Origin of the sequence: Streptomyces sp. NPDC008313, from assembly GCF_042956125.1 — a bacterium.
GTDB lineage: Bacteria > Actinomycetota > Actinomycetes > Streptomycetales > Streptomycetaceae > Streptomyces.
The window spans coordinates 240,885-264,813 of sequence record NZ_JBIBFR010000004.1; the positions used below are offsets into that span (position 1 = coordinate 240,885).

General features: G+C 71.7%; 17 protein-coding genes. 9 read left to right on the forward strand and 8 right to left on the reverse strand.

Annotation, left to right across the window (positions count from 1 at the left end; translation table 11 throughout):
• Positions 1–133 precede the first annotated feature (133 nt).
• A complete protein-coding gene (locus tag ACFY93_RS07665; RefSeq protein ID WP_391354493.1) occupies positions 134–1,033 on the forward strand; it encodes a LysR substrate-binding domain-containing protein in 900 nt (299 codons plus the stop codon).
• 12 nt (positions 1,034–1,045) lie between these two features.
• Here the strand turns inward: ACFY93_RS07665 and ACFY93_RS07670 are convergent, their stop codons facing one another.
• Positions 1,046–2,026 carry an AsnC family transcriptional regulator gene (locus ACFY93_RS07670; protein WP_391354494.1) on the reverse strand — a complete coding sequence of 327 codons (981 nt, stop codon included), beginning with the start codon at positions 2,024–2,026 and terminating at the stop codon, positions 1,046–1,048.
• A gap of 133 nt (positions 2,027–2,159) precedes the next feature.
• On the opposite strand from ACFY93_RS07670, the gene ACFY93_RS07675 reads away from it, so the two are divergent.
• The 4 genes from ACFY93_RS07675 (at position 2,160) to ACFY93_RS07690 (ending at position 7,872) form a co-directional block, all read left to right on the forward strand.
• Positions 2,160–3,674 carry an MFS transporter gene (locus ACFY93_RS07675; RefSeq protein ID WP_391354495.1) on the forward strand — a complete coding sequence of 505 codons (1,515 nt, stop codon included), beginning with the start codon at positions 2,160–2,162 and terminating at the stop codon, positions 3,672–3,674.
• 362 nt (positions 3,675–4,036) lie between these two features.
• Entirely contained in the window at positions 4,037–5,863 is a 1,827-nt protein-coding gene (locus ACFY93_RS07680) for an AMP-binding protein (RefSeq protein ID WP_391354497.1), read from the forward strand.
• Positions 5,864–6,141: 278 nt separating this feature from the next.
• Entirely contained in the window at positions 6,142–6,933 is a 792-nt protein-coding gene (locus ACFY93_RS07685) for an aldo/keto reductase (RefSeq protein ID WP_391354805.1), read from the forward strand.
• A gap of 222 nt (positions 6,934–7,155) precedes the next feature.
• Positions 7,156–7,872, forward strand: a complete 717-nt coding sequence (locus ACFY93_RS07690) for a glycoside hydrolase family 75 protein (protein ID WP_391354498.1) — start codon at positions 7,156–7,158, stop codon at positions 7,870–7,872.
• Positions 7,873–8,002: 130 nt separating this feature from the next.
• Here ACFY93_RS07690 and ACFY93_RS07695 read toward each other — a convergent pair whose 3' ends face one another.
• Positions 8,003–9,733 (reverse strand): glycoside hydrolase family 6 protein, encoded by a 1,731-nt coding sequence (locus ACFY93_RS07695; RefSeq protein WP_391354500.1) that lies wholly within the window; start codon positions 9,731–9,733, stop codon positions 8,003–8,005.
• A 12-nt stretch (positions 9,734–9,745) separates the two neighbouring features.
• Positions 9,746–9,928 (reverse strand): hypothetical protein, encoded by a 183-nt coding sequence (locus ACFY93_RS07700; RefSeq protein WP_391354502.1) that lies wholly within the window; start codon positions 9,926–9,928, stop codon positions 9,746–9,748.
• 362 nt (positions 9,929–10,290) lie between these two features.
• Between ACFY93_RS07700 and ACFY93_RS07705 the strand changes: the two genes are divergently transcribed.
• Together ACFY93_RS07705 and ACFY93_RS07710 are read left to right on the forward strand one after the other, a co-directional pair.
• Positions 10,291–13,218: a glycoside hydrolase family 48 protein gene (locus ACFY93_RS07705; protein WP_391354504.1), complete on the forward strand. Its 2,928-nt coding sequence runs from the start codon at positions 10,291–10,293 to the stop codon at positions 13,216–13,218.
• 178 nt (positions 13,219–13,396) lie between these two features.
• On the forward strand, positions 13,397–16,054 hold the full coding sequence (locus tag ACFY93_RS07710) for a cellulose binding domain-containing protein (RefSeq protein ID WP_391354506.1): 2,658 nt from the start codon (positions 13,397–13,399) through the stop codon (positions 16,052–16,054).
• Positions 16,055–16,137: 83 nt separating this feature from the next.
• Here the strand turns inward: ACFY93_RS07710 and ACFY93_RS07715 are convergent, their stop codons facing one another.
• A complete protein-coding gene (locus ACFY93_RS07715) occupies positions 16,138–18,024 on the reverse strand; it encodes a rhamnogalacturonan lyase (protein WP_391354508.1) in 1,887 nt (628 codons plus the stop codon).
• A 264-nt stretch (positions 18,025–18,288) separates the two neighbouring features.
• Positions 18,289–18,594 carry a 4a-hydroxytetrahydrobiopterin dehydratase gene (locus ACFY93_RS07720; RefSeq protein WP_391354510.1) on the reverse strand — a complete coding sequence of 102 codons (306 nt, stop codon included), beginning with the start codon at positions 18,592–18,594 and terminating at the stop codon, positions 18,289–18,291.
• 186 nt (positions 18,595–18,780) lie between these two features.
• Here ACFY93_RS07720 and ACFY93_RS07725 point away from each other — a divergent pair, with 186 nt between their 5' ends.
• Complete coding sequence (locus ACFY93_RS07725) at positions 18,781–19,644, forward strand: helix-turn-helix domain-containing protein (RefSeq protein ID WP_391354512.1); 864 nt, start codon at positions 18,781–18,783, stop codon at positions 19,642–19,644.
• A 56-nt stretch (positions 19,645–19,700) separates the two neighbouring features.
• Positions 19,701–20,564: a Scr1 family TA system antitoxin-like transcriptional regulator gene (locus ACFY93_RS07730; RefSeq protein ID WP_391354514.1), complete on the forward strand. Its 864-nt coding sequence runs from the start codon at positions 19,701–19,703 to the stop codon at positions 20,562–20,564.
• 62 nt (positions 20,565–20,626) lie between these two features.
• Here the strand turns inward: ACFY93_RS07730 and ACFY93_RS07735 are convergent, their stop codons facing one another.
• From ACFY93_RS07735 to ACFY93_RS07745, 3 genes are all read right to left on the reverse strand, one after another.
• On the reverse strand, positions 20,627–21,052 hold the full coding sequence (locus ACFY93_RS07735; RefSeq protein ID WP_391354516.1) for an OsmC family peroxiredoxin: 426 nt from the start codon (positions 21,050–21,052) through the stop codon (positions 20,627–20,629).
• A 126-nt stretch (positions 21,053–21,178) separates the two neighbouring features.
• Positions 21,179–23,350, reverse strand: coding sequence for a phage holin family protein (locus ACFY93_RS07740; RefSeq protein WP_391354518.1), 2,172 nt, complete (start codon positions 23,348–23,350; stop codon positions 21,179–21,181).
• Between the two features lie 123 nt (positions 23,351–23,473).
• Complete coding sequence (locus ACFY93_RS07745; RefSeq protein WP_391354520.1) at positions 23,474–23,908, reverse strand: hypothetical protein; 435 nt, start codon at positions 23,906–23,908, stop codon at positions 23,474–23,476.
• Positions 23,909–23,929: the final 21 nt, after the last annotated feature.

Consider the following 23,929-nt stretch of genomic DNA (forward strand, 5'->3'; position numbering starts at 1 on the left):
GTCGGGCGGGGCGTGTCGTGCGCGCCGGGCATGAGGTGCCCTCTCCATCGTCCTCCGGCCACCCGTGATCGGGAATCCGGGATACCACTCTGACTGCCATCGCGCTCCGTGATGAGCGGGTTAGGGTGGCCGGATGTACGACCCCTCCCAGTTGCGTACCTTCCTGGCGGTGTCCCAGACACTGAGTTTCACGCGGGCCGCCCGGCGGCTCGGGCTGCGGCAGTCGACGGTCAGCCAGCACGTGCGGAGGCTGGAGGACGCGGCGGGCCGCCGGCTGTTCTCCCGGGACACGCACTCCGTGCAGCTGACGGAGGACGGGGAGGTGATGCTCGGATTCGCGCGCCGGATCCTGGACGTGCACGAGCAGGCGTCCGCGTACTTCGCGGGGACGCGGCTGCGCGGGCGGCTGCGGTTCGGGGCGTCGGAGGACTTCGTGCTCACCCGGCTCACCGAGATCCTGGAGGGCTTCCGGCACGACCACCCCGAGGTGGACCTGGAGCTCACCGTCGAGCTGTCCGGCACGCTGCACGAGATGCTCGCGGCCGGGAAGCTCGACCTGGTGCTCGCCAAGCGCCGTCCGCAGGACCCGCGCGGCGAGCTGGTCCGGCACGACCGGCTCGTCTGGATCGGCTCGGAGCGGCTGCGGCTCGACCCCGACCGGCCGGTCCCGCTGATCGTGTATCCGCCTCCGGGCATCACCCGCGCCCTGGCCCTGGAGGCGCTGGAACGCCAGGGGCGGCCCTGGCGCATCGCCTGCACGAGCGGCAGCCTCAACGGGCTCATCGCGGCGGCCCGCGCAGGTCTGGGCGTGATGGCCCACTCCCGGGGGCTCGTCCCGCCGGGGCTGTTCCGCGTCCCCGAGCGGGCGGGCCTGCCCGAGCTGGGGGAGGTCGACTTCGTCCTCGTCCACGGCCGGCGGCGGCCCTCCGCCCGGGGCCCGGCGGACGCGCTGGCGGCGGCGGTCCTCGGCGGCGGAGACCATCTGCGGCGGGACGGCGGATCCGCCCTGGTCCGCGCGGCGGACACAGTCTGACGGCGGCGGAGGCTAGCGCAAGGCGCGCGGGTAGGTGAGCTGTTTGACGCGCCGCAGAAACGGCGCCGTCTCCACGTGCTGGACACCTTCGAGGGCGCCGAGCCTGCCGCTGATGTACCCGTAGAGGCCGGGCGTGTCCTGGGCGACCGCGGTCAGGACGATGTTGGCGCTGCCCGCGACGGCCGAGGCGAAGGCGACCTCCTCGTGGGCGGCGAGAGCCTCGCCGACGGAGTGCAGCGCGCCGGGGGCCGCGGTGACCCACAGGATGGCGTGGACCGGGTAGCCGAAGATCGTGGAGTCGTACTCGGTGTCGATGAACACGGCGCCGCTCGCGCGCAGCGCGGCGAGCCGGCGTTTGACGGCGGACTCCGAGCGGCCGGTGGCACGCTGCAGCTCCGGGTAGGTGGCGCGGCCGTCGCGTTCCAGGGCGGCGACGAGCGGCTCGTCCTCCGGATCGATGCGGGCGGGCCCGGTGGGGGCGGGCAGCTCGGGGGCGAGCGCGGCGGCCTGTTGCGCCGACAGGGCGCGGAAGCCGTCGATCCAGCCCTTCGGCCCGCCGAAGAAGCGGTGCAGCAGCTGGTGGGCGCGGATCTCCACGACGCTCGGTGTGCGGGGCAGCTTGCCGAGCAGGAGTTCGTCGTGGTCGCCGGGGCTGCGGGGGCGGGACATGCAGATCACCTCGGTGCCTCCGGAGGCGAGCCCGATCCACGCGGTGTCGGGCCGTCTGGCGAGGGCGGCGGCGATGGTCTGGGCGCTGTCGGGCGCGCAGCGCAGCCGCAGCATCCACTGGTCCTGGCCGAGCCGTTCGGGGTCGCGCTGGGCGACCACCCGCAGTCCGCCCTCGGCGCGGAGCCGGCGGAAGCGGCGCGCGATCGTCTGGTCGGAGACCCCGAGCACCGCCGCGATCCGGCTGAAGGAGGCGCGGCCGTCCACCTCGAGGGCGGACACCAGCTGGAGGTCCAGCTCGTCGCAGGTGTCGGATTCCATCCTCATTCGAGCCATCCCTGGTGGATTCCGTCGCTCAGGCGTCCGCAGCCATCGCGAACCCCTCGTACGCCCTCATCGTACGGAGATGCGCGCAGGTGTACGGAAGGCCGGCGCGCCCGGGACCGGAGGAGTTGAGGACATGCGTACATGGGGGCCGCTCACGGCGGTGTGCCTGGGGACGTTCATGCTGCTGCTGGACGTGACGATCGCGGTCGTCGCGCTGCCGGACATGGCGCGGGGGCTGCACGCGTCGCTGAGCGACCTGCAGTGGGTGATCGACGGGTACGCGCTCGCGCTCGCCGCGCTGCTGCTGGGGGTGGGGGCCGCCGCCGACGTCCTGGGGCGGCGCCGGGTGCATGTGGCGGGCGTCGTGCTGTTCGCGGTGGCGTCGATGCTCTGCGGGTTCGCGACCGGGCCCGGGATGCTGGTGGCCGCGCGCGGACTGCAGGGCGTGGGCGCGGCGGCGATGTTCGCGACGACGCTGCCGCTGCTCGGGTCGGTCTACCAGGGGCGGCAGCGGTCGGCGGCGCTCGGTGTGTGGGGTGCGGTCAGCGGCGGCGCGGCGGCCGTCGGGCCGGTGCTGGGCGGTCTGCTGACCGAGGGCCCCGGCTGGCGGTGGATCTTCTTCGTGAACCTGCCGGTGAGCGTGGCGTCGGTGTGGCTGACGCTGCGGGTGGTGCCGGAGTCGCGGGGGCCGCGCGGGATGCGCGTCGACTGGGCGGGCACGGCGTCGTTCGCGTGCTTCGCGGGGGCGACGACGTACGCGGTGGTCCGGGCCGGGTCGGACGGGTGGACGTCGGCGGTCACGGGCGCCTCGTTCGCGTGCGCCGCGCTCGCGCTGGTCTGCTTCGTGCTCGTCGAGCGGCGCGTGGCGCATCCGCTGCTGGACCTGTCGCTGCTGCGCAAGCCGTCCTTCGTGGGCGTGATGGCCGGCGCGCTCGCCTTCAACGGGGCGGCGTTCGGAGTGATCCCGTACCTCTCGCTGTGGATGCAGACGCTGCTCGGCATGAGCCCGGTGCGCGGCGGGCTGACCCTGCTGCCGATGACCGGTGCCTCCGTCGTGGTCGCGATCCTCGCGGGCCGGCTGCTGCACGGCGCCCCGGCGCGGCTGACGATCGGGGGCGGGCTGCTGCTGATCGGCGCCGGCGCGCTCTGCCAGGCCGTGCTCGACGCGGGCAGCGGGTGGACGGTGCTCGTGCCGGGCCTGGTGCTGGTGGGCATCGGCACCGGGTTCGTCTCGCCCGCCATCGCGGGCGCGGCCCTGGCCGCGGTGCCTCCGGAGCGGGCCGGCATGGCGGGCGGCGCGGTCAACACGGTCCGGCAGCTCGGATACGCGCTCGGGGTGGCCGCCTTCGGGACGGTGCTGACCTCGCGGATGGAGGACACGCTGCCGCACGACGCGGCGCACACCCTCGCGGGCGGCGGGGCCGAGGCGCTGGGCGGCGCGTTCTCCGAGCACTCCCTGCGCGCCGCGTTCGCCGCGGGGCTCGACACGGCGTCGGTGGCGGCGGGGGTCACGGCTCTGCTCGCCGGGGCGGCGGTCCTGGTCCTGGTGCGCACACCGCGCCGCCCCGGACCGGAGGCGGCCGGGCAGCCGGCCGCCTCGGCGTCCGGGGGCCGGCCGGCCGCCGGGGCGACGGCGGCCCGGGGGTGACACGTGGTCTTCGGGGGCGGTGTCCTCACCGTGCCGACGCGGCACGGTGAGGACACCGCCGCGTCGGACACCGCCGGCCGGACGCCGCTCGGTTACCGCCGGTTACAGCGGCGGAAGAGGACCCTCCCCGTCCGGTATGCAGAGCGCGGCGCCCCGGTAATCGGGTCGTACAGATTCCGTGGAGATTGCGACACCGCGGCTTACCGATCCGTAGAAATTCTGTCCGCCCGTTCCCCTTGTGAGCGCATTTTCCGAGGCTGACCTGTGGATATGCGTCACCTTTCGGTTTTCGTGCCCCCCTCCCGCCCGGCGGCCGGGTGGGGTAGCTTTCACGGCGCTGTGCGGAGCCACTGGGAGCGGGATTGCACGAGTACACGAATCCTCCGTCGGCGTCGGCGCCCCCGGTGGGCGGCCTGGCCGACGTCGTGTTCGAGCATGCCGTGACGGATCCGCAGCACATCGCCCTCGGCCGCAAGGACGAGGACGGGCAGTGGCGCGATGTGACGTCCTCCGAGTTCCGCGACGAGGTGCTGGCGCTGGCCAAGGGGCTGCTGGCCCAGGGCGTCCGCTTCGGCGACCGTGTCGCGATCATGTGCCGTACGCGCTACGAGTGGACGCTGTTCGACTTCGCGCTGTGGACCGTCGGCGCCCAGGTCGTACCCCTCTACCCCACCTCCTCCGCCGAGCAGGTCTTCTGGATGCTGCACGACGCCCAGGTGTCCGCGGCGATGGTGGAGCACGAGGACCACGCGATGACCATCGCCACGGTCATCGACCGGCTCCCCCAGCTGCGCCAGCTGTGGCAGCTCGACGTGGGCGCCGTACAGGCCCTGTACGAGGCGGGCGCGCACATCGAGGACGAGGTGGTGCACCGGCACCGGCGGGCGGTCACCCCCGAGTCGATCGCGACGATCATCTACACGTCCGGGACGACCGGCCGGCCCAAGGGCTGCGTCCTCAGCCACGCGAACTTCATGTTCGAGGCCGACACGGTCATCGAGCGCTGGGAGCCGGTCTTCCACTCCCGGCGCGGCGACGAGGCGTCCACCCTGCTGTTCCTGCCGCTCGCGCACGTCTTCGGACGCATGGTGGAGGTCGCCGCCGTCCGGGGCGGGGTGAAGCTCGGCCACCAGCCCCAGCTCAACGCCGCGGCGCTGCTGCCGGACCTCGCCGCCTTCCGGCCGACGTTCATCCTGGCCGTGCCGTACATCTTCGAGAAGGTGTTCAACGCCGCCCGCCGCAAGGCCGAGAAGGAGGGCAGGTCGGGTCCCTTCGACAAGGCCGTCGACGCCGCCGTGCGGTACGCGGACGCGGTGGAGTCCAAGGCCTGGGGCATCGGTCCGGGCCCCTCGGCGGCCCAGCGGATGCAGCACCAGCTCTTCGACAAGCTCGTGTACTCCAAGGTGCGCGCCGCCATGGGCGGCAGGATGAAGCACGCGATGTCGGGCGGCTCCGCGATGGACCGGCGGCTCGGGCTCTTCTTCGCGGGGGCGGGTCTCACCATCTTCGAGGGATACGGACTCACCGAGTCCACCGCCGCGGCCACCGCGAACCCGCCCGAACGCACCCGGTTCGGCACGGTCGGGCAGGCGATCCCCGGCACGACCGTGCACATCGCGGACGACGGCGAGATCTGGCTCAACGGCGGGAACGTCTTCCAGGGCTACCTCAACGACCCGAAGGCCACCGACGCGACCCTGCACGACGGCTGGCTCGCCACCGGCGACCTCGGTTCCCTCGACGAGGACGGCTACCTCACGATCACCGGGCGCAAGAAGGAGATCCTGGTGACCTCCGGCGGCAAGAGCGTCTCGCCGGGCGTCCTGGAGGAGCGGGTCCGCGACCATCCGCTGGTCGCCCAGTGCATCGTGGTCGGCAACGACCGCCCGTACATCGCGGCCCTGGTCACGCTGGACTCCGAGGCCGTCGAGCACTGGCTGCAGATGCGCGGGAAGGCCCGGATGAGCCCCGCGGAACTCGTGCGCGACCCGGACCTGGAGACCGAGGTGCGACGGGCGGTGGTCGCCGCGAACACGCTGGTCTCGCAGGCCGAGTCCATCCGCACCTTCCGGATACTGGCCCACCAGTTCACGGAGGAGCACGGGCTGCTGACGCCGTCGCTGAAACTGAAGCGGAAGGCGATCGAGAAGGCGTACACGGTGGAGGTCGAGGCGCTCTACCAGGCGTGACACGCGACGCGACGGGTACCCGGCGAGCGCCCCGGGACGACCGCGGGAGCCGGTGGCGGCCTTCCTCGCACGCCGGTCGCACGCGGCCCGGGCGCCGGTCGCGCGCCGGCCCGGCGCGCCGGTCCGTTTTCGGCCGATCCACGGCCGAGGACGCGAGGTCTCCGGTCAGGAATGCATCACGGCCCGTGATCGTTGACCATGGGAGTACCACCCGACGACTGAAGGATCGAGAGCTCGTGAGCAAGGTCCCCCCGATCATCCTGAACAACGGCGCTGAGATGCCTCAGCTCGGTTTCGGCGTCTGGCAGGTGCCGGACGACGAGGCGGAGCGGGCCGTCGCCACCGCGCTGGAGGCCGGGTACCGCAGCATCGACACCGCGGCGATCTACGGCAACGAGGAGGGCACCGGGAAGGCCGTGGCCGCCTCCGGCATCGCCCGCGAGGACCTCTTCGTCACCACCAAGCTCTGGAACAGCGACCAGGGATACGACAGCACCCTGCGCGCCTTCGACACCTCGCTGGAGAAGCTCGGCCTCGACTACGTGGACCTGTACCTGATCCACTGGCCGCGGCCCGCCAAGGGCGCGTACGTCGACACGTACAAGGCGTTCGAGAAGATCTACGCGGACGGCCGCGCGAAGGCCATCGGCGTCTCCAACTTCCTCCAGGACCATCTGGAGACGCTGATCGGGGCGACGTCCGTCATCCCGGCCGTCAACCAGATCGAGCTCCACCCCCACCTGCAGCAGCGGGCCGCGCGTGAGTACCACGCCGAGCAGGGCATCGCCACCGAGGCGTGGTCCCCGCTCGGGTCGGGCAGGGGACTCCTGGAGGTCCCGGCGATCGTCGCCATCGCCCAGAAGCACGGCCGCACCCCAGCCCAGATCGTGCTCCGCTGGCATCTGCAGCTCGGCAACGTCGTGATTCCGAAGTCCGTGACCCCGTCCCGGATCAAGGAGAACATCGAGGTGTTCGACTTCACCCTGGACGCCGAGGACATCGCCGCGATCAGCGCCCTGAACGAGGACCGGCGGCTGGGTCCCGACCCGGCGGCCTTCGACGTGGGCTGACCGGCACCCTCCGCCCCGCTCGCCTTCCGGCCCGGACGCCTCGTGCGTCCGGGCCGGCGGCCTGTCCGGCGCACCGGCCGCTCCGGCGCGCACCCGCGCACACCCGCGCACCGGCCCGGACCGGAATCAGGCCCTCCCAGGTCTTGACGCGGCCATGCAAACAGCGCCACATTGTGCGGCAACCCGGTAAGGAAACTTTCCTAACAGAAGGGTCCCCCCACAGTGCGCACGCGACGAACACTGACCCTCGCCGCGGCGGCCTGTGCCGCTCTCCTCACCACGGCGGCACTCCCGTCCGGCGCTTCCGGCGCCACCTCCCCCGCACCTCCCTCCTCCCCCGCGTCGGTGCGGGAGGGCTCGGTCGACGCGGCCGCCCTCCTCGCCAAGGTCACCTCCTGCTCCCGCGTCTCCGACGGGACGTACCGGACCGACGAGGAGACGTCGGCCACCGTCCCGGTGTGCGGCAAGAACGGCGCCGTGTTCTGGAAGGCCGACATGGACATCGACTGCGACGGTCAGGTCACCGACCGGTGCAACGAGGGCACCGACCCGTGGTTCCAGGACGACACGGCGTTCCACCAGTCCGACGGCAGGCCCCTGCGGGCGGACACGCTGCCGTACGTCGTCGTGCCGAGCCCGAGCGGCATCTGGGACTACGCGGACGCCGGCATCGAGGGCGGCGGCGTGGTCGCGGTGATCTACGGCGGCAAGGTGGAGTACGCGGTGGTCGGCGACACCGGCCCGGACCGGATCATCGGCGAGGCGTCGTACGCCACCGCCCGGGCCCTGGGCATCGACCCGGACCCGGAGACCGGCGGCGCCGAGTCGGGGGTGACGTACATCCTGTTCAAGAACTCGCGGGTGTCCCCCATCGAGAGCCACAGCGCCGCGGTCTCGCTCGCCGACTCCCTGGCGAGGCGCTTCCTGCAGAACAACTGACGGCACCGCACGGGTGCTCGCGGTGGTGGGGCCTCAGGCCGCACCGCCGCGCGCACCGTGTGGGCCGACAGCGGGAAGGGGTGGGGGCCGGGTCGGTGCCCCGGCCCCCCACCTTCCTGTCAGGCCGGCGTCACAGCGCCGGGTAGGCGTTCTTCATGAGCTCCTGGAACTGGGCCGAGAACCAGTGGCCCGACACCGGAGCGTCGGGCAGGGCACCCGAGACGCTGTTGTTGTTGCGCGGGTTGCCCGTGTACGTGGGGTCGCACATCCGGTCGAAGCCCTTGCCCTCGTCGTTGTCGATGGCGGAGCTGGAACCGTCCGACTCCCCCGGGGGCTTCATCCACACGTAGGCGTCGATACCCGCCTCCGGGGCCGCCTGCGGGCGCTCACCGAGACCCGCCCCGGCCTGGTTGCACCAGTTGCCGGTGTTGACCCGGCGGTCGTAGCGTCCGCCGTCCACGTACGTGTCCACACTGGTCTTCGCGCCAGGTCCGGTGGGACGGGCGGAACCGCCCCATCCGTTGCGGGACGTGTCGATCAGCATGCCGATGCCCGAGTTGAAGCCGACCGAGACGAGCTTCTGGCGGAACGCCTTCGCGAACGACAGCTCGTCGACGTAGCGGTTCCAGTCGACCCACTTGGACTGGCGGACGGAGGTGCCGTTCACCGTGTCGTCGATGGTGAAGTTGTTCTCCTTCAGCGCGCTGTAGTTGGCGGTGTTGGTGATGAAGCCGTGCACGTCGTCGACGGTGGCGCCCTCGGCGGTCGCGGCCTGCTTGAACAGGTCGGCGGAGGGACCGAAGTTGTCGTCCCAGCCGATCCAGCCGTGGTGCCCGGCGTCGATGTAGTTGTAGACGTTGGGAATGTCGCCGAGCTTGTGCAGGGCGTAACCGACACCCTTGATGTAGTTGCCGTTCGCCTTCATCACGTCACACGCGGGCGTGGCGGTGGCGCGGCTGCCGGTGTTGGTGACGAGGTTGGGCAGCGAGTCGATCTCGATGGTGGTGACGATCCGCAGCGAGGCGTACTTGGAGTCGGAGAGGATGTCGGCGATCGGGTCGATGAACTCCGACTTGTACCGGTCGATCTCCGTCGGGCCGAGTTCGCCGTTGGAGGCGAGGGCCGCGCAGTCACGTCCGGGGAGGTCGTAGACGACGAGCTGGACGACCTCCTCGTTGCTGCCCTTCTGTTCGAGGGCGGCGTCGAGGTGGTCGCGCAGGCCCATGCCGCCGTTCGCGCCCTCGATGGCGGCGATGCGGTCGAGCCAGACTCCCGTGGGCTGGTTGGCGACCTTGCTGCCGCCGGGCTCGGCCGCGGCCTTCTCGGACCACTCCGGGTTCACATAGACCTTGGCGCCCTCGTACGGGTTGTCGACCTTGTCACCGGGGTCGGTCGGGTCCGTGGGGTCGGTCGGATCGGTCGGATCGGTCGGATCGGTGCCGCCGTCGACGTTGCAGGTCACGCCGTCGAGCGTGAAGCCGGTCGGCAGCGCGTTGGTCCCGCTGTACGTGCCGTTGAACCCGAAGCTGACCGAACCGCCGCTCCCCAGCGAGCCGTTGTAGCTCTCGTTGGCCGCGGTGACGGCGCCGCCGCTCTGGCTGATCCTGGCGTTCCAGCCGTTGGTGATCTTCTGATTGCCGGCGTACGACCACTTCACGGCCCACGAGCTCTTGGCGGAGCCGTTGTTGGTGACCGTGACGGAGGTGGTGAATCCGGTGTCCCACTGGTTCTGCACCTTGTAGTCGACGGTGCAGGGGACGGCCGAGGACGCGGCCTGCACCGGTGCGGCTATGACGGCGGCCCCGGTACTGCCCGCCACCAGGGCGAGTGCTGCGAGCAGGGCCGTTCTGGTACGACTCATGTTGCGGGTTTCCTATCCGTTGAGGGCGCGCAGGTGGTCGCGCGGCCCGGTGCCGAACGACGCGGGTGTCCCGTCGCAGTCGGAGATCAGGGACGCGGACTCGACGAGCTCGTCGCCCAGGACGTGGAGCGCCGGTGCCTCACCGCTCGCCGGAGGGTCGCTCGGCGAGGGGGAAGGGATCGGCCCGGCGTCCACGTCGCGGGTGCGGCTCCTGAAGCCGTGACGACCGGCGCGAACGCGGTGCCCACGAGGGCGACCGGCGCGCCGACCACTGAAAGAGCTGAACGCGGGGGGTGTCGCATGAGCGACTCCTTGCAGATCAGGCGTGTCGTGACAGACGCGTCGACTGATGGAACCGCTCCCACTGGTGTGGTTGAAGGTAGCGCCTAGTGATGTCGAAGAACAGAGGGTGTACGGAGGTTGCCCCGTCGAATCAATTCGATTGCTCACACATCTTGACCGCATGGACCCCCCTCTCCACTATGGGAGCGCTCCCACTGGTTCACAGCTTGTTGCTCCACCCCCACATGTCCGAGCCGACAAGGAGGGACCAGCCCATGCCTCCCCCGCCCAGATCCAGGAGGAGACGCCGCACCGCGCGGCGTCTGTGGACGGCCGTGGTGGCCGCCCTGGCACTGCCGCTGACGACGCTCGCGACCGGCTCGACGCCGGCGCAGGCGGCCGCCGTCCAGTGCAGCGTCGACTACAAGGCCAACGACTGGGGTTCCGGTTTCACCGCGGACCTGACGATCACCAACCGGGGCACGGACGCCCTGAACGGCTGGACGCTCACCTACGACTACGCGGGCAACCAGAAGCTCAGCAACGGCTGGAACGGCACCTGGTCCCAGTCCGGGAAGACCGTCACCGCCAAGAACGCCTCATGGAACGGGAACGTCGCCGCCGGGGCCGCCGTCACCACCGGCGCACAGTTCACGTACAGCGGCACCAACACAGCGCCCACCTCGTTCGCGATCAACGGCACCACGTGCGCCGGCGCCCACCAGCCGCCGGTCGCCGTGCTGACCAGCCCGGCCGCGGGCGCGGTGTACTCGCGGGGCGAGGCCGTCCCGCTGGCCGCCACCGCGGCGGCCGCCGACGGGGCCAGCGTCAGCAAGGTCGAGTTCTACGACGACACGACCCTGCTGGGCACCGACACCAGCGCACCGTTCTCGTTCTCCGCCTCTGGCTTGACCGTGGGCAGTCATTCGCTGCTCGCGAAGGCCTACGACAGCCTGGGCGCGTCGGCGGAGTCCACCCCGGTCGGCATCACCGTCGCCTCGGGCCCCGCCGTGGTCGCCTCGCCCTCCCAGCTCGGCGTCCAGCAGGGCAAGTCCGGCACCTTCGACGTCAAGCTCTCCACCGAGCCGAGCGCGAACGTCACGGTCTCGGTCGCCCGCACGGACGGGAACACGGGCCTGTCCGTCACCAGCGGATCCTCGCTCACCTTCACGCCGTCCAACTGGGACACCGCGCAGAAGGTGACGATCACGGCGGACTCCTCGGGCACCGGCTCGGCGACGTTCACCGCGTCGGCCACCGGACACGCCAAGGCCACGGTGACCGTGACGGAGCTGGGCGGCTCCAAGGCCTACGACGCCCGGTTCCTCGACCTCTACGGCAAGATCACCAACCCCGCGAACGGCTACTTCTCCCCCGAGGGCGTTCCGTACCACTCGGTGGAGACGCTGATCGTGGAGGCGCCCGACCAGGGCCACGAGACGACGTCGGAGGCCTACAGCTATCTGCTGTGGCTGCAGGCGATGTACGGCAAGGTGACCGGCGACTGGTCCAAGTTCAACGGGGCCTGGGAGATCATGGAGAAGTACATGATCCCCACGCACGCCGACCAGCCGACGAACTCGTTCTACAACGCCTCGAAGCCGGCGACGTACGCGCCCGAGCTGGACACCCCGAACGAGTACCCGTCGAAGCTCGACACCGGTGCCTCGGTCGGCACGGACCCGATCGCCTCGGAGCTGAAGAGCGCCTACGGCACGGACGACGTGTACGGGATGCACTGGCTCCAGGACGTGGACAACGTCTACGGCTACGGCAACGAGCCCGGCAAGTGCGAGGCCGGTCCCACCGCGACCGGGCCCTCGTACATCAACACCTTCCAGCGCGGTGTGCAGGAGTCCGTCTGGGAGACGGTCCCGCAGCCGACCTGTGACGCCTTCAAGTACGGCGGCAAGAACGGCTATCTGGACCTGTTCACCGGTGACTCCAGCTACGCCAAGCAGTGGAAGTACACCGACGCCCCCGACGCCGACGCGCGTGCCGTGCAGGCCGCGTACTGGGCCGACGTGTGGGCCAAGGAACAGGGCAAGGGCAGTGCCGTGTCGACGACCGTCGGCAAGGCCGCGAAGATGGGCGACTATCTCCGCTACGCCATGTACGACAAGTACTTCAAGAAGATCGGCAACTGTGTCGGTCCGTCGACCTGCGCGGCCGGCACCGGCAAGGACGCCTCGCACTACCTGCTCTCCTGGTACTACGCCTGGGGCGGTGCCACCGACACCTCGGCGGGCTGGGCCTGGCGCATCGGCTCCAGCCACACCCACGGCGGCTACCAGAACCCGCTCGCCGCGTACGCGCTCAGCTCGTACGCCGACCTGAAGCCCAAGTCGGCGACGGGTCAGACGGACTGGGCCAAGTCCCTGGACCGGCAGCTGGAGTTCTACCGCTGGCTGCAGTCCGACGAGGGCGGCATCGCGGGCGGCGCCACCAACAGCTGGGCGGGCCGCTACGCGACCCCGCCGGCCGGGACGCCGACCTTCTACGGCATGTACTACGACCAGCAGCCCGTGTACCACGACCCGCCGTCCAACCAGTGGTTCGGCTTCCAGGCGTGGTCCATGGAACGCGTCGCCGAGTACTACCAGCAGACGGGCGACGCGGACGCCAAGGCGGTCCTCGACAAGTGGGTCGACTGGGCGCTGTCCGAGACCACGGTCAACCCGGACGGCACCTACCAGATCCCGTCCACGCTCCACTGGTCGGGCGCCCCCGACACCTGGAACGCGTCGAGCCCCGGCGACAACAGCGGTCTGCACGTGACCGTCGCCGACTACACCAACGACGTGGGCGTGGCGGCCGCGTACGCCAAGACGCTGACGTACTACGCCGACAAGTCCGGTGACACGGAGGCGAAGACGACGGCCAAGGCGCTGCTCGACGGCATGTGGGACAACTACCAGGACGGCCTCGGTGTGGCCGTGCCGGAGACCCGCGCCGACTACAACCGCTTCGACGACGGGGTGTACGTCCCGAGCGGCTTCAGCGGCACCATGCCCAACGGCGACAAGATCGACTCCTCGTCGACCTTCGCCTCGCTGCGGTCCTTCTACCAGGACGACCCGGCGTGGTCGAAGATCGAGAGCTATCTCCAGGGCGGCGCCGCGCCCACGTTCACGTACCACCGGTTCTGGGCCCAGGCGGACATCGCACTCGCCATGGGCTCGTACGCGGAGCTCCTCGAATAGTCCCCGCTATGGCTCCGCGTACACGGCCCTGTCCCGCACGGGCAGGGCCTCCGGGCCGGGCGGACCCCTCCTCCCTGGGGTCCGCCCGGCCTTCGCGTTTTCCCCTGCCCCCCACTTCAAGGAGAGGACACCTGTGCGAAGAACCAGAGGAACAGGCCGGGCCGCCGGAAGGAGCCGTGTGCTCGCGGCCGTGCTGACCCTCGCGGCCGGTCTGCTCGCGGGCTCGCCGCCGGCGCTGGCCGCGGGCACGTCCGGGACCACGTCCGCCGCCGACTCGTACACCTGGAAGAACGCGCGCGTCGACGGCGGGGGCTTCGTCCCCGGCATCGTCTTCAACCGCTCCGAGAAGAACCTCGCCTACGCCCGGACCGACATCGGCGGCGCCTACCGCTGGCAGCAGTCGTCGAAGACGTGGACACCGCTGCTCGACTCGGTCGGCTGGGACGACTGGGGGCACACCGGTGTCGTCAGCCTCGCGTCGGACTCCGTCGACCCGGACAAGGTGTACGCGGCGGTCGGCACGTACACCAACGGCTGGGACCCGACGAACGGCGCCGTCCTCAGGTCCGAGGACCGGGGCGCGAGCTGGAAGAAGGCGGACCTGCCGTTCAAGCTGGGCGGCAACATGCCGGGCCGCGGCATGGGTGAGCGCCTCGCCGTCGACCCGAACAAGAACAGCGTGCTCTATCTGGGCGCCCCCAGCGGCAAGGGGCTGTGGCGGTCGACGGACTCCGGCGCCGACTGGTCCCAGGTGACGGATTTCCCGAACGTCGGCGACTACGTCCAGGACGCCACCGACACCTCCGGGTACGCGAACGACAACCAGGGCATCGTCTGGGTCACCTTCGACGAGTCCACGGGGACGCCGGGAAACGCGACGAAGACGGTGTACGTCGGCGTCGCCGACAAGGACAACTCGGTGTACCGCTCGACCGACGCGGGCGCCACCTGGTCACGGCTGGTCGGGCAGCCCACCGGCTACCTCGCCCACAAGGGTGTCCTGGACGCCGAGAACGGCTACCTCTACCTCGCGTACAGCGACAAGGGCGGCCCGTACGACGGCGGCAAGGGGCAGTTGTGGCGGTACGCGACCAAGACCGGGACCTGGACGGACATCAGCCCGGTGGCGGAGGCCGACACGTACTACGGCTTCGCGGGCCTGACCGTCGACCGGCAGCATCCGGGGACGGTGATGGCCACCGCGTACAGCTCCTGGTGGCCGGACACCCAGATCTTCCGGTCCACCGACAGCGGCGGGACCTGGTCGCAGGCCTGGGACTACTCCTCGTACCCCGACCGCTCGAACCGCTACACGATGGACGTCTCCTCGTCGCCGTGGCTGACCTGGGGCGCCGATCCCTCCCCGCCCGAACAGACCCCGAAGCTCGGATGGATGACGGAGGCGCTGGAGATCGACCCGTTCGACTCGGACCGGATGATGTACGGCACGGGTGCGACGATCTACGGCACGGAGGACCTGACCCACTGGGACGGCGGAAGCCGGTTCACCATCACGCCGATGGTGAAGGGGCTGGAGGAGACGGCCGTCAACGACCTCGCCGCTCCCCCGTCCGGCGGCGCCCGGCTGTTCAGCGCCCTCGGTGACATCGGCGGTTTCCGGCACACGGATCTCACCGAGGTCCCCCCGATGATGTACACCTCGCCGAACTTCACCTCGACGACGAGCCTGGACTTCGCCGAGAGTGACCCTGACACGGTCGTCCGGGTCGGCGACCTGGACTCCGGTCCGCACATCGCCTTCTCGACGGACAACGGGGCCAACTGGTTCGCCGGGACGGACCCTTCGGGGGTGAGCGGCGGCGGGACGGTCGCGGCCGGCGCGGACGGCAGCCGCTTCGTGTGGAGCCCGGCGGGCGCGGGTGTGCAGTACACGACGGGCTTCGGGACGTCCTGGCAGGCGTCGAGCGGCATCCCGTCCGGCGCCGTCGTGGAGTCGGACCGCGCCGACGCGAAGACCTTCTACGGCTTCAAGTCCGGCGACTTCTACGTCAGTACGGACGGCGGCGCGACCTTCACCGCGTCGTCGGCGACCGGCCTGCCGAGCGGCGACAGCGTCCGCTTCAAGGCGCTGCCCGGCACGAAGGGCGACGTGTGGCTGGCCGGCGGGGCGAGCGACGGGGCGTACGGCCTGTGGCACTCGGCCGACGCCGGGGCGAGCTGGACCAAGCTGACGAACGTCGAGGAGGCCGACACCGTCGGCTTCGGCAAGGCGGCGCCGGGCGCCTCGTACCAGACGCTCTATACCAGCGCGAAGATCGGCGGGGTGCGCGGCATCTTCCGCTCCACCGACAAGGGCGCGACCTGGACCCGCGTCAACGACGACGCCCACCAGTGGGGCTGGACGGGCGCCGCGATCACCGGTGACCCGCGCGTGTACGGCCGGGTGTACGTGTCGACGAACGGACGCGGCGTCATCTACGGCGACACCTCCGACACGGGCGGAGGCGACGACGGCGGCGGCGGTGACGACGGCGGTACGGGTCCCACGCCGGGCGGCGCCTGCGCGGTGACGTACAAGGTCACCAACCAGTGGCCGGGCGGTTTCCAGGCCGACGTGTCACTCACCAACACAGGCTCCGACGCCTGGCACGGCTGGTCCCTGGACTGGACGTTCCCCGACGGGCAGAAGATCACCGCGATCTGGAACGCCGAGCAGTCGCAGTCCGGCGCCGCCGTCTCCGCGAGTGACGCCACCTGGAACGCGAACGTGGCCCCGGGTTCCTCGGTGACCTTCGGCTTCACCGGAAGCTGGACGGGCACCAACGGGAGGCCGCCGGCGTTCGAGGTCGGCGACGAGACCTGCGCGGTGACCTGACCGCAGCCCTCCCCGAGAATGCGCGGAGAACAGAGGGGCGCGCGCCGAAGCCATCGGCGCGCGCCCCCTTTTCGCGCTTTCCCCTACGGCGTGTACACCGTCGGCCGGGGTGCCGTGGGCATGCCGCCGCCGATGAAGAAGCTCGGGTGGGGCGGCTGGTTGTAAGCGGTGTTCTGCCAGGCCAGGGCGGTGCGGTACTGGGTGTCGTGGAGGAGGGTGGTGATCCTGGTGCTGGTCTCGGCGGGGGTCGAGTAGATGCGCAGGGCCGTGTTGTCGGTGGACGGCCAGACGACCTCCTCGCGCCAGTCGCCGAGGATGTCGCCGGACAGGGACGGGGTCGCCTTGGTCCCGTTGTTGGAGTGGACCCCGGAGCCGGTCAGCAGACGGGTGTCGGACGAGGTGCCGTACTTGTCGATGTAGGTGCCGTCGAGGAGTTCGCGGACGGTGTCGCCGTCCCACCAGGCCAGGAAGTTGGTGCTGGAGGGCTTGCGGCTCGCGACGACGCTGCCCTTGGGGTTGCGTATGCCGCTCTCGGACGACGACCAGGACTCCGCGCCGGCGCTGCCCGGCCAGATGTCGCCGGAGACGCCGCGGCCGTTGTCACCGTTGGCGGCCGTCGACCAGATGACCTGGCCGGTCCGCGCGTCCGCCATCCAGGACGACGGTTTCGAGGAGTCCTCGTCGACCTTGAACTCCTCCAGGCCCGCCCGGGACGGGTCGAGGTCGCCGACGTGCAGGGCGTCACCGTGGCCGTTCCTCGTGGTCCACAGGGCGGAGCCGTTGTCGTCGACGGCCATCGAGCCGTACACGATCTCGTCCTTGCCGTCGCCGTCGACGTCCGCGACGGACAGCTGGTGGTTGCCCTGGCCGTCGTAGCCCTTGCCCTTGTTGGTGGAGGAGTCGGTGTCGAAGGTCCAGCGGCGGGTGAAGGCACCGTCGCGCCAGTCCCAGGCGGCGACGACCGTCCGGGTGTAGTAGCCGCGGGCCATGATCAGGGAGGGCCGGCTGCCGTCCAGGTAGGCGGTCCCGGCGAGGAAGCGGTCGACGCGGTTGCCGTACGAGTCGCCCCACGACGAGACCGTGCCGCGCGCCGGTACGTAGTCGACGGTGCCCATCGCCGCCCCCGACCGGCCGTCGAACATGGTCAGGTACTCGGGCCCGGACAGCACGTAGCCGCTGGAGTTGCGGTAGTCCGCGGAGGAGCTGCCGATCACCTTGCCCTGGCCGTCCCGGGTGCCGTCGGCCGTCTTCATGGCGACCTCGGCCCGGCCGTCGCCGTCGTAGTCGTACACCTGGAACTGCGTGTAGTGGGCGCCGGAGCGGATGTTGCGGCCGAGGTCGACGCGCCACAGCCGGGTGCCGTCGAGCCTGATGCCGTCGACGACGGTGCTGCCGGTGTAGCCGGACTGCGAGTTGTCCTTGGCGTTGGTGGGCTGCCACTTCAGGACGAAGTCGAGCGCGCCGTCGCCGTCGAGGTCGCCGACGGAGACGTCGTTGGCCTCGTAGGTGTAGGAGACGCCGTCCGGTGTGGTGCCCCCGGCGGGCGCGCTGATGGGCACGTCCTTGTAGCCGGCGCGGAACTGGACCGCGTGCACGGAGTCGCCCTGCTCGACGCCGTTCACGATCGCGCGGACCGTGTAGTCGGCCGAGTCGGGCGCCCCGGAGTGGAAGTAGTCGGTCGAGCCGGTGACCGGGGACGCGTTCACCTTCGTACCGGCGCGGTAGACGTTGAACGACACGCCGTCGGGGTCGGTGCCGAGCCAGCGCCAGCTGATCAGGTTGCCGCTGTCGGTGTGGACGCTGACGACGCCCCGGTCGAGGGCCTCGACCTGCCGGGCGGTGGCCGCCTCGGCGGAACCGGTGGTGAGCGCGGTGAGACCGGCGCCGGCGAGGGCTGCCGCGGCCAGGGCGGAGACGAGGGCGCGTCTGCGCGGCCCGCGCCGGTGCGGGTGGGGGTGGGGGTGCTGCACGGTGCGTACCTCCCGAGTGGGGGACAGACGGGTTGCACACCGTCAGTCGCCGCCGCACGGCGGGAGGTTGCCGCCTTTCGGCAAGCGCTCTCTACAAGGTACGAGCAGACGCGGGCCAGGGCGGCCACCGGCCCGGCGATGCGCTCGCGCGGCTCCGCCGGTTCCAGGAACCCGACCGCCGCGCCCGGGCGGAGGAACCCGTCGTGAGCGTGGCCGAGGGACCCGTACGTGAACCGGTGTGTGCGCCGTGGACCGGCGCGTCGCTCAGCTCGCGCCGTGCGCCGGGGCGAGCTCCTCCACCCGGCGGGCCAGGTCGAGGTCGAGGCCGGTGACGGCGCCGCCCGCGCTGTGCGTGTTCACGGCGAGCGAGACCGTGTTGTAGCCGAGGGTGAGGTCGGAGTGGTGGCCGAGCTCCTCCTGCACCTGGGCGATGTGCACGACCATCGCGGTCGCCGCGAAGTGTGAGGGGAGCCGGTAGGCGCGGGTGATCCGGTCGCCCTCCAGCGACCAGCCGGGCAGCTCGGCGAGCCGGTCCTCGATCTCCTTCAGCGACAGCGGTTCGACGGGCATGACCTCGCTCCTTCCGTACGGCGGGGGGTGCGGTCGAGGCCGGTGCGCAGCCTGTGGGACCAGCCTGCCACAGTCCCGGCGGCCGGGCGCGGCCCCGCCCGGCCACGTCCGGGCCGCCGGGTGGCGGACCGTGGGGCCGGTTCGCCGTTCAACCGCCCCGGTGGGGCTTCCATTACCGTCGACGCCATGACCACTGCCGCGCCCGTCGCCGCCGCCACGCCGCCCACCGCACCGTCGTCCGAGCGAGGGGCCGGGCCGCTGCTGCGCGGCTGGCGGGAGCGGCGCCGGGTCAGCCAGCTGGAGCTGGCGCTGCGGGCCGGGTCCTCGGCCCGGCACATCAGCTTCGTCGAGACGGGCCGCTCCCGGCCGAGCGAGGAGATGGTGCTGCGGCTGGCCGAGCACCTGGACGTCCCGGTCCGTGAGCGCAACGCGCTGCTGCTGGCCGCCGGATACGCCCCGCACTACCCGGAGACACCGCTGGACGACCCCTCGATGGACGCCCTGCGGCAGGGCATGGAGCGTCTGATCCAGGGCTACGAGCCCTATCCGGCGCTGGTGGTCGACGCCACGTACAACGTCGTCGCCGCGAACCGGGGCATCGCCATGCTGCTGGACGGCGTCCCCGAGCGACTGCTGGCGCCCCCGCTCAACGCGATGCGGCTGACGCTCCACCCGGAGGGCCTGGCCCCCCGCATCCGCAACCTCCGGGAGTGGCGCGGTCACCTCCTCGACCAGATGGGCCGCCAGATCGCCCTCGACCGCTCCGAGCCGCTGCGCGCGCTCCACGACGAGGTCGCCGCCTACCCGCTGCCCGAGCGGGCGGCGGCGGACGGGGCCGAGAGGCCGGTGGACGCGCACGGCCCGGCCGATCCGCTGCACCGGTTCGCTCTGCCGATGCTGATCGAGCACGACGGCCGGGTGCTGTCGTTCCTGTCGTCCATCTCCACCTTCAACACCCCGATGGACGTGACGGTCGCCGAACTCGCCATCGAGACGTTTCTGCCCGCCGATCCGGCGACGGCGAGATACCTCCTGTCCCTGGTCTCCTGAGGTCTCCCTGAACATGACAGACTGCGGGCGTACTTCGGCGCGTGGGGAGGCGTGGCGTGAGTGAGCGGCGGGCGGCGCCCACCGTGGGGCAGGTGGTGCTCGGCAGGCGGCTTCAGGAGCTCAGGGAGTCGGCCGGGCTGAAGCGCGACGAGGCCGCGCGGGTCCTGCGGGTCACCTCGGCGACCGTGCGGCGGATGGAGACGGCCGAGGTCGCGCTCAAGATCCCGTACGTGCAGCTGCTGCTGAGCACCTACGGTGTGCCGGACGACGAGGCCGCCGTGTTCGTGCGGCTGGCCGAGGACGCGAACCAGCCGGGCTGGTGGCAGCGGTTCCACGACGTGCTGCCGGACTGGTTCAGCATGTACGTCAGCCTGGAGGGCGCCGCCCGGCTGATCCGGTCCTACGAACCGCACTTCGTGCCCGGGCTGCTGCAGACCGAGGAGTACGCGCGTGCCGTGCTGGAGGCCGGAACGGTCGGGCAGACCGACCCCGGCTCCGTCGAGCGGCATGTGTCGCTGCGCTCGGCCCGGCAGAAGCTCCTCACCGGCGAGCACCCTCCGCGGCTGTGGGTGATCATGGAGGAGACGGTGCTCAGGCGTCCGGTGAGCATGCGCGGCCAGGTCATGCGGGACCAGATCGATCTGCTGCTGGAGGTCACCCGGAGCGACCACGTCACGCTCCAGATCGCCGAGTTCGCCGACGGCCCGCACCCGGGGACGTACGCGCCCTTCACCCTGTTCCGCTTCGCCGAGCCGGAACTGCCCGACATGGTCTACAGCGAGTACCTGACCGGTGCCGTCTACCTGGACTCGCGGGCCGAGGTGGCGGCGCACCTGGAGGTCCTCGACCACATGACGGCCCGCGCGGCCTCCGCCCAGCGCACCCGCACCCTGCTCGAGGAGTGCCGCGACAGCTTCTGAGGGCCCGATGCGGACCGGGAGCGGGCGGCGCCGCGGCCCGCTGGGCCGCGGCGCGCGGGGTGTCAGGCGAGCTTCGCCGACAGGGTGATCGTCGTACCGGTGAGCGCCTGGCTCACCGGGCAGTTCTTCTTGGCGTCCTCGGCGGCGACGACGAACGCGTCGTTGTCGAGGCCCGGCACCGTCCCCTCGACCGTGAGGTGGATGCCCGTGATGCCCTCACCCGGCTGGAAGCCGACCTCGGCGTTGGTGACGAGCCGGGTGGGCGGGGTGCCCGCGCCGGCCAGTGCGTGCGACAGCGCCATGGAGAAGCAGCTGGAGTGCGCGGCGGCGATCAGCTCCTCGGGGCTGGTCTTCCCGTTCGCCTCCTCGGCCCGCGACGCCCACGTCACCGGCTGCTGGCCGATGCCGGAGGAGTCGAAGGTGACGACGCCGTTCCCCTCGAGCAGGTTGCCTTCCCACTCGGTGTGTGCGGTGCGCGTGGTTGCCACGATGAATCCCTTCGATGAGGTCCCGTTCAACCCGGGTTCCGTGGGCCCATCCGATCACACTCCGGGCCGCCGCACCGGGAAGACCGCCCGGACGTACGGTGAACACGGGCCGGGCGCGACCGGGCCCTACGCGGCCCGCCGCTCGCCGGGACGGGTCTCCAGGGGGATCTGGGGGCCGCCGGACTCGCGCAGCCAGCGACGCAGCACCTGGTGCACCTGTTCCGCGCCCGCCAGTTCCCCGCCGTCCCCGGCCGGCGCGGTGAACGCCACCGGCGACAGCAGGAACGGCCGTCCCTGGGCCCCGCCGAGACCTCCGTGCGAGCCGATCTGCTCCTCGAAGGCGAGGACTTCGCCCTCGACCGGGTCGTACCAGGAGTTGACCATGATGTCGGCGGTGTGCGGGAAGGAGTGCGTGCGGCGCACCGCGTCGGCGGCGCCGGGCCCGAAGTCCCGCAGCGGACCGGGGTTCGCGGCGAGCTCGTCCACCGGTATCTCGGCGCCGTGCGCGCCGAGGACGACCCCGCCGTGCTCCTCGCTGCGCACCAGCACGAAGCCGACGCCGGGATGGTTGGCCAGGGTGGTCAGCAGCGCGGGGTGACGGCGGTCGATCTCCTCCTTGCTCATCCGGTGCGGCACGTCGGGGAAGGAGACGAGGCCGAGGTTCCCGGAGGCCAGCACGACCGGCTCGGAGAGCTGTCCGTCCGGGTGGTGCCGCTCGCCGCCCTCCTCGACGGGCCTGCGCAGCGCCGCCCGGACGGCCGCACGGGCCTCGGCCCCGCTGTGCGTGCGCCGGGCCCGGCGCGGCACGGGCAGTCCGCAGCCGGCCCGGACCAGATCGCCGAGGGTCAGTCCGTAGCGGGCCTGGTAGGTCTCGCCGGGGCTCTGCCCGTGGTCGGACAGGACGACGATCCGGTAGGTGCGCGGCGCGTGTTCGGCGACCTTCGCGATCAGCGCGAGGGAACGGTCGAGGCGCTGCAGCACCTTCTCGGTGTCCCGGCCGCGCGGTCCGGAGTGGTGCGCCACCTCGTCGTACGCGACCAGGTCCGCGTAGACGGCGGTGCGCCCGGCGAGCAGGTCCCCCATGACCGCGGCGACGACGACGTCCCGCTCGACGACGGTCGCGAAGGCCCGTACGAAGGGGTAGAGGCCGCCGCGCTTGACGCGGGGCCGGCGCTTCTCCAGACGGGCCCGGGTGGACTGGCCGATCTCCCGGAACACCTCGGCGACGAAGGACATGGCCGTACGGACGGCGTTGGCGGGGTCGCTGAAGTAGGCGAAGTACCCGTCCCTGGAGCGGTTCTCGCGCCGTCTGCGGGCGGCTATGGACAGGACGAGGGCGAGCTGGTCCGCGCCGCCGCTGAAGAGGTTGCCCCGGCTCGCGCCGTCCGCGGTGAGCAGTCCCCCGTCGCCGGTGCGCTCGATGGCCCGGCGCTGCAGTTCGGCCGCGCTGCTCGGCCGGTTGCAGACCATGATCTCCCGGCTGTCCTTCTCGTACCAGCGGAACGCGGGGATGTCGTGGTTGGTGCCGTGCAGGATGCCGAGCTGGCTGGCTCCGGTCTGGCTGGACCAGTCGGTGCGCCAGGGGTCCAGGCGGTGGCTGGGCCCGCCGACCACTCCCGCCGTGGCGGTGGTGACCGGCGCCGGCCGGCCCGCCGCGTCCGTCGCGCCGGACGGCGTCCGCGCCCTCGCGCCGGCCGGGCCGGTCACGCCGAGCCACTGGGCGACGGTCGGCATCAGTCCCTTGCGGACGGCCTCCTGCAGCACGTCGTGTCCGACGCCGTCGAGCTGGAGGAAGACGGTGCCCGGGGTCGTGGCACCCGCCGGGCGCTCGCCGCGTCGGCGCCGCCGGTCCGCGAGCCGGTAGAGCCTGCGCCGGTAGGCGTCGTCGTCCCGGACGGCGAGGGCCCCGCCGGTGGCGGAGGCGACCGCCGACATCACCGCGGCGACGACCACCGCGGTCTCCGGGGCCGCCTCGCTCTGGCCCGACGGGTTGACGCGCAGGGCGAGCAGGAGCAGCGACCCGTTCAGGAAGAACACGAGCAGTCCGAGCACCAGCGCGGGCACGAGCAGCAGCGTCCGCACCAGCAGCGGCCACGCCAGGGCCGAGAGCAGGCCGAAGAACCCGGCACCGAAGGCCGCGGTCATGGCGATGCGGGTGGCGCTGTCGCCGTTGTCGGACTGCAGCTGGAAGTCGGGCAGTGCTCCGGCGAGCGCCAGCATCGTGACCGTGGACACCGCCCACACGGTGATGCTCCGCCACAGCCCGCTCAGCACCCGCCGCCACCGTCCGCCGCCCACGCCCAGTTCACCTCACGTCGCGGGCCCGCCCCTGTGCGCGAGCCCTGCCTCAGCCTGTCACAACAGGTCGAGGGCCCTGTCCACGAATGCCCCGCCGCCGTCCGGTACCCGGCGCGGGCGGGATCAGCGGCCGTCGTACCCCGCGGTGGGCATCGACAGCCGGCGGTGCACCCGGGCCTTCATCTGCGCGTCGTACGAGGGTTCGGCGCGGCCGACCGTCTCGACGCGCACCCCCCGGCGCGCGCACTCGGCGGTGAACTCGTCGACGGAGGCGAGGGCCCGCTCCAGCACCCGGTGGTTCGGGGCCACGAAGAGGTCGACCAGACCGGCCTCGACGTCGTCCCACAGGGCACAGTGGTCAGGACGCAGTCCGCGTACGAGAAGTTCCCGGGTGACGACGTAGCCCCGCTCGGCGGCCCAGCGGGCGCACATCGCGTGCTGGCTGCGGGAGTCGACGAGGAAGGGCTCCTCGTCGAGCTCCTCCAGCGGCGTGAGACTGGCGATAGCCGTGACACGCACCGTTCCAGGCGTGCCGGAGGCACTGCCCACATCTCCCATACCGCCCCCTCACCTCCGGCT

Bases quoted from the DNA above. Each gene is read 5' to 3' on its own strand.
- ACFY93_RS07665 (WP_391354493.1), top strand. From the start codon at position 134: ATGTACGACCCCTCCCAGTTGCGTACCTTCCTGGCGGTGTCCCAGACA.
- ACFY93_RS07670 (WP_391354494.1), bottom strand. From the start codon at position 2,026: ATGAGGATGGAATCCGACACCTGCGACGAGCTGGACCTCCAGCTGGTG.
- ACFY93_RS07675 (WP_391354495.1), top strand. From the start codon at position 2,160: ATGCGTACATGGGGGCCGCTCACGGCGGTGTGCCTGGGGACGTTCATG.
- ACFY93_RS07685 (WP_391354805.1), top strand. From the start codon at position 6,142: ATGCCTCAGCTCGGTTTCGGCGTCTGGCAGGTGCCGGACGACGAGGCG.
- ACFY93_RS07695 (WP_391354500.1), bottom strand. From the start codon at position 9,733: ATGAGTCGTACCAGAACGGCCCTGCTCGCAGCACTCGCCCTGGTGGCG.
- ACFY93_RS07705 (WP_391354504.1), top strand. From the start codon at position 10,291: ATGCCTCCCCCGCCCAGATCCAGGAGGAGACGCCGCACCGCGCGGCGT.
- ACFY93_RS07720 (WP_391354510.1), bottom strand. From the start codon at position 18,594: ATGCCCGTCGAACCGCTGTCGCTGAAGGAGATCGAGGACCGGCTCGCC.
- ACFY93_RS07725 (WP_391354512.1), top strand. From the start codon at position 18,781: ATGACCACTGCCGCGCCCGTCGCCGCCGCCACGCCGCCCACCGCACCG.
- ACFY93_RS07745 (WP_391354520.1), bottom strand. From the start codon at position 23,908: ATGGGAGATGTGGGCAGTGCCTCCGGCACGCCTGGAACGGTGCGTGTC.